This window comes from Mycobacterium sp. E342 (assembly GCF_001667665.1).
Classification (GTDB): Bacteria; Actinomycetota; Actinomycetes; order Mycobacteriales; family Mycobacteriaceae; genus Mycobacterium.
In genome coordinates, this window is sequence record NZ_LZJM01000181.1 from 1 (window position 1) to 4882 (window position 4882).

Annotated in this window: 5 protein-coding genes and 1 pseudogene; 4 read left to right on the plus strand and 2 right to left on the minus strand. The window is 69.3% G+C overall.

Features of this window, described 5'->3' with window-relative positions:
- The coding region (locus A5692_RS13290; RefSeq protein ID WP_068056692.1) for an Ig-like domain-containing protein at window positions 1-804 on the plus strand (804 nt) is incomplete at its 5' end.
- Window positions 795-1088: pseudogene (locus A5692_RS13295) on the plus strand (molybdopterin dinucleotide binding domain-containing protein); the annotation flags it as partial. The gene A5692_RS13290 and the pseudogene A5692_RS13295, both read left to right, overlap by 10 nt.
- On the opposite strand, the gene A5692_RS13300 reads toward A5692_RS13295, so the two are convergent.
- Entirely contained in the window at window positions 1072-3057 is a 1986-nt protein-coding gene (locus A5692_RS13300) for a M13 family metallopeptidase (protein WP_068056687.1), read from the minus strand. The pseudogene A5692_RS13295 and the gene A5692_RS13300 overlap by 17 nt on opposite strands.
- A 41-nt stretch (window positions 3058-3098) precedes the next feature.
- On the opposite strand from A5692_RS13300, the gene A5692_RS13305 reads away from it, so the two are divergent.
- The gene (locus A5692_RS13305) at window positions 3099-3758 is read left to right on the plus strand and encodes a hypothetical protein (RefSeq protein WP_068056689.1); all 660 of its coding nucleotides are present in this window, start codon (window positions 3099-3101) and stop codon (window positions 3756-3758) included.
- A complete protein-coding gene (locus A5692_RS13310; RefSeq protein WP_068056691.1) occupies window positions 3755-4438 on the plus strand; it encodes a hypothetical protein in 684 nt (227 codons plus the stop codon). Before A5692_RS13305 ends, A5692_RS13310 begins: the two co-directional genes overlap by 4 nt.
- 3 nt (window positions 4439-4441) lie before the next feature.
- Here the strand turns inward: A5692_RS13310 and A5692_RS13315 are convergent.
- Window positions 4442-4882 (minus strand): XRE family transcriptional regulator (locus A5692_RS13315; RefSeq protein WP_197514450.1); only part of this gene is annotated, 441 nt, incomplete at its 5' end.

Genomic DNA, 4882 nt, shown 5'->3' on the forward strand with positions numbered 1-4882 from the left:
CCGCCGCCACCGCCGCCCCCGTGGATGCCGCAGGTGGCGCAGCCGGCGGCGGCCTCGGCCGACGGGCAGAACCCCACCCCGTTCACGGGCACGGCGCCGTTCGGGCCGCCCTCGTTCGTGCCCAAGGGCGGCTCGACCGTGGGTGTGGGCCAGCCGATCATCATCAACTTCCCGGGAACGGTCGAGAACGCCGACGCCGCGATCGCCGCCGTGCACGTCTCGTCGGTGCCGCCGGTCGCGGGCAAGTTCTACTGGATGACGCCGACCCAGCTGCGCTGGCGCCCGATCAATTTCTGGCCGGCGCACACCGCGGTGACCGTCGACGCCGGCGGCACCGTGACCAACTTCCAGACCGGCGACACGCTGATCGCCACGGCCGACGACGCCACGCATCAGCTGACCATCACCCGCAACGGCGCCGTGGAGAAGACCTTCCCGATGTCGATGGGGATGACGTCCGGTAACCACCAGACCCCCAACGGCACCTACTACGTGCAGGACAAGAAGGCGTCGGTGGTGATGGACTCGTCGACCTACGGGGTCCCCGTCAACTCGACCTACGGCTACAAGGTGACGGTGGAGGACGCGGTCCGCTTCGACAACGTCGGCGACTACGTGCACAGCGCGCCGTGGTCGGTGGACGACCAGGGCAAGCGCGACGTCAGTCACGGCTGCATCAACATCAGCCCCACCAACGCCAAGTGGTTCTTCGACAACTTCGGCCCGGGTGATCCCATCGTCGTGAAGAACTCCAGCGGCGGCAATTACAAGAAGAACGACGGCTCCGCCGACTGGATGAACTAGCCCTGGGACTCGTCGAGGGGTGCCGGGCCCGCATCAGCACCGCGGCCGGCAGCGTCGAGGCCACCGTCGAGATCACCGAGACCATGCTGGCCGGACATGCGGCCCTGCCCAACGGGTTTGGCCTCGACTATGTCGACGGCGACGGGCACACCCTGGTTGCGGGCGTCGCCCCCAACGCGCTCACCCCGACCCAATGGCGTGACCCCTACGCCGGCACGCCGTGGCACAAGCACGTGCCCGCCCGGATCGAGCCGGTGGCCGTACCCGTCAGTTCCAGATCCTGACCCGGCGCTGTGGTTCGAGAAACAGCGCGTCGCCCTCGGCGACGTCGAACGCTTCGTAGAAGGCGTCCATGTTGCGGATGACGCCGTTGCAGCGGAACTCCGGCGGGGAATGTGGATCGGTGGCCAACCGCCGGATCGCCTCCGCCTGACGGGATTTGGTGCGCCACACCTGGGCCCAGCCGTAGAACACGCGCTGCACACCGGTGAGGCCGTCGATGACGGGCGCGGGCCGGCCGTTCAGCGAGAGCTGGTAGGCCAGCAGGGCGATCGACAACCCGCCCAGGTCGCCGATGTTCTCCCCGACGGTGAACGCGCCGTTCACGTGGTGGCCCGCGCCCAACGCGCGGGGGTTGTACGCGTCGTACTGCTCGATGAGCGCCTTGGTGCGGGTGCCGAATTCGGTGCGGTCGGCGTCGGTCCACCAGTCCACCAGGTTGCCGTCGCCGTCGTACTTGGCGCCCTGGTCGTCGAAGCCGTGCCCGATCTCGTGCCCGATCACCGCGCCGATCCCGCCATAGTTGGCGGCGTCGTCGGCCTGGGGGTCGAAGAACGGCGGCTGCAGAATGGCCGCGGGAAAGACGATTTCGTTCATCCCGGGGTTGTAGTAGGCGTTGACCGTCTGGGGCGTCATGAACCACTCGTCCTTGTCGACCGGTCCGCCCAGCTTGGCCAGCTCGCGGTCGTGGTTGACCGCGTAGCCGCGCTGGAAGTTGCCGTACAGGTCGTCGCGGTCGATCACCAGCTTGGAGTAGTCGCGCCACTTCGCCGGGTAGCCGACCTTGGCGACGAACTTGTCCAGCTTGGTCAGCGCCCGCTCCCGGGTCTGCGGCGTCATCCACTCCAGCTCGTTGATGGACTGGCGGTAGGCGGCCTTCAGGTTGTCGACCAGCGCGTCGATGCGGGCCTTGGCGTCCGGCGGGAAATACCGCTGCACGTACAGCTTTCCGACGGCATCGCCCATCAGGTGTTCCACCAGCGACACCGCCCGCTTCCAGCGTTCCCGGATCTGCTCGGCCCCGGTGAGCAGGCGGCCGTAGAAGTCGAAGTCCGCCGCGACCAGCTCGTCGGTCAGCCACGGAGCGCGGGCGCGGATCAACCGCCACCGGGCCCAATCCTGCCAATCCGCCAGGTCGCCGCCGGCCCACAGGGCGGCGAACGCAGTGAGGTAATCGGGTTGGCGCACAATGACTTCCGCCAACTCCTGCGGTGTGCCGCCCAATGCGTTCACCCAGCCGCCCCAGTCGAAGCCCTTGCCTTCGGCCTGCAGATCCGCGAAGGTGCGCAGGTTGTAGCTGAGGTCGGCGTCGCGGCGTTTGACCACATCCCAGTGCGCGGCCGCCAGCTTGCCCTCCAGCGCGACGATGCGGGCCGCGGTTTCGGCGTGCGCTTCGGGCGGGCCGCCGTACACCAGCCCGAACATCCGCGCGATGTGACCGGGGTATGCCGCGAGCACCTCGGCGTGCTGCTCATCGCGGAAGTAGGACTCGTCGGGCAACCCGATGCCGGACTGGGTGAAGTGCACCAGATACCGGGCCGAGTTCTTGGCGTCGGTGTCGATGTAGAGCGCGACGCCGCCGCCCACGCCGGTGCGCTGCAGCGCGCCCACCGCCGCGGCCAACGCGTCCGCGTCGACGGCCGCGTCGATGGTGGCCAGCTCGTCGAGCAGGGGCTGCAGGCCGCGGCGCTCGACGGCGGCCTCGTCCAGGAAGCCGGCGTACAGGTCGCCGATGCGTTGCTCGTCGCTGCCCCGCGCGGCGCCCGTCTCGCTGGCCTCGATGATCAGGTCGCGCACCTGCTCTTCGGCGCGGTCGAACAGGTGACGAAACGCGCCGTCGGTCGCCCGGTCCGCCGGTATGGCGTATTCGGCCAGCCAGCGGCCGTTGACATGGCCGAACAGGTCGTCTTGGGGGCGGGTCTCGGCGTCGACGTAGCTCAGGTCGATGCCCGAGCGAATGGCCTCTACAGTCACCCCGCCATCCTTCCATCTTCGTCGGATGCAACGATCGGGCCATGTCCGACGGCCAGCCCACCGAGCCAGCGACCCCGGAAGAGGCGGACGTCGCCGGCCCCGACGAAACCCTCGACGGCGAGTCTGACGAGCCCGACACCGCGGGCGGCCCGATGTTCTCCCCGTACGGCATCGCGTCGGCCGTGCTGGGGGTGCTGTCGGTGGCGGCGATCGTCTTCGGGTTCTTCCTGTGGTCGGGGCACCGCGACGACACCGCCGAACGCCGCTACCTCACCGGCGTCATGCAGGCCGCCGCGGACTGGACGGGTGTGCTCATCAACATGAACAGCGGGAACGTCGACGGCAGCCTGCAGCGGCTGCACGACGGGACGGTCGGCGAACTCAACACCGATTTCGACGCGGCGATGCAGCCCTACCGCCAGGTGGTGGAGAAGCTGCAGTCCAAGAGCGCGGGCCGGATCGACGCGGTGGCCGTCGAGACCGTGCACCGCGACCTGGACACCCAGCCCGGTGTCTCCCGCCCGGTGGTCACCACCAAGCTGCCGCCGTTCGCGAGCCGGATGGACTCGGTGCTGCTGGTCGCGACGTCGGTCAGCGAGAACGCCGGCGCCAAACCGCAGACGGTGCACTGGAATCTGCGCCTCGACGTGGTCAACGTGGACGGCAAGCTGATGATCTCGGGTCTGGAGTCGATCCGATGAGAAACATCTGGCGCCTCCTGGCGTTCGACATCCTGGCCCCGCTGGCTGCGGTCGCGGCGTTGCTGGCGATCGGGCTGGTGCTCGGCTGGCCGCTGTGGTGGGTGTCGGTGTGCTCGGTGTTGGTGCTGCTGATCGTCGAGGGCGTCGGCGTCAATTTCTGGCTGCTGCGCCGCGATTCGGTCAGCGTCGGAACCGACGACGACGCGCCGGGCCTGCGGCTGGCCGTCGTCTTCCTGTGCACGGCGGCGCTGGTGGCCGCGGTGGTCACCGGATACACCCACTGGACGCGGTCGGACCGGCAATTCAAGGACGACTCCCGCGACGTGGTCCGGGTCGCCACCGGGATGGCGGAGGCGATGGCGTCGTTCACCCCAGGAGCTCCGGACAGCTCCATCGACCGGGCCACGGCGCTGATCGTCCCGGAGCATGCCGCCGCGTTCAAGGAGCAGTACGCGAAGTCCAGCGCCGAACTGGCCCAGCACAACGTCACCGCGCAGGCCAACACCCTGTCGGCCGGGGTCGAGGCTCTGGGTCCGTCGGCGGCCAGCGTGGCGGTGATCCTGCGGGTCACCCAGAACACGCCGGGGCAACCGCCCAGCCAGTCGGCGCCGGCGCTGCGCGTGGCGCTGACCAAGCACAACGACGTCTGGCTGGTGGCGGACGTGCTGCCGATCAGGTGACGATCAGTTGGACTCGGGCGAACGCGCCGACTTCACCTTGAAGAACCGGTCCGACAGTCGCCGCATCCGGATCATCAACGCGGCCGACGGGCTGGTGCTGCCGTCCAGATAGGCGGTGAGCTCCTCGGCGGCCACCCCGATGCGGGAGGCGAACTCCCGCTCCGCCAGGCCCGATCGGTCGATCAGCAGCCGCACATGGCGGGCCACCTCGGCGCGTTCGTTGGCCTCCAGGTGGGTGCGGGCCCGTTCCAGCACCTCCCACAGCGCCTTGGAGATGCCGTAGGGCCGGGTGCCCTCGAGCACCTCTTCGACCTGGCGCGCGGTCCGGCCGTACGGATCGCGCTTCAACGCGGCGGCGATGCGCTTCCAGGTGGCGATGTCGCCGCCCTGCAGCGCGGCGCGAATGGCGGAGGTCGGCCAGAACTCCACCGGCTGGTCGAGATC

Bases quoted from the DNA above. Each gene is read 5' to 3' on its own strand.
- A5692_RS13305 (WP_068056689.1), top strand. From the start codon at position 3,099: ATGTCCGACGGCCAGCCCACCGAGCCAGCGACCCCGGAAGAGGCGGAC.
- A5692_RS13310 (WP_068056691.1), top strand. From the start codon at position 3,755: ATGAGAAACATCTGGCGCCTCCTGGCGTTCGACATCCTGGCCCCGCTG.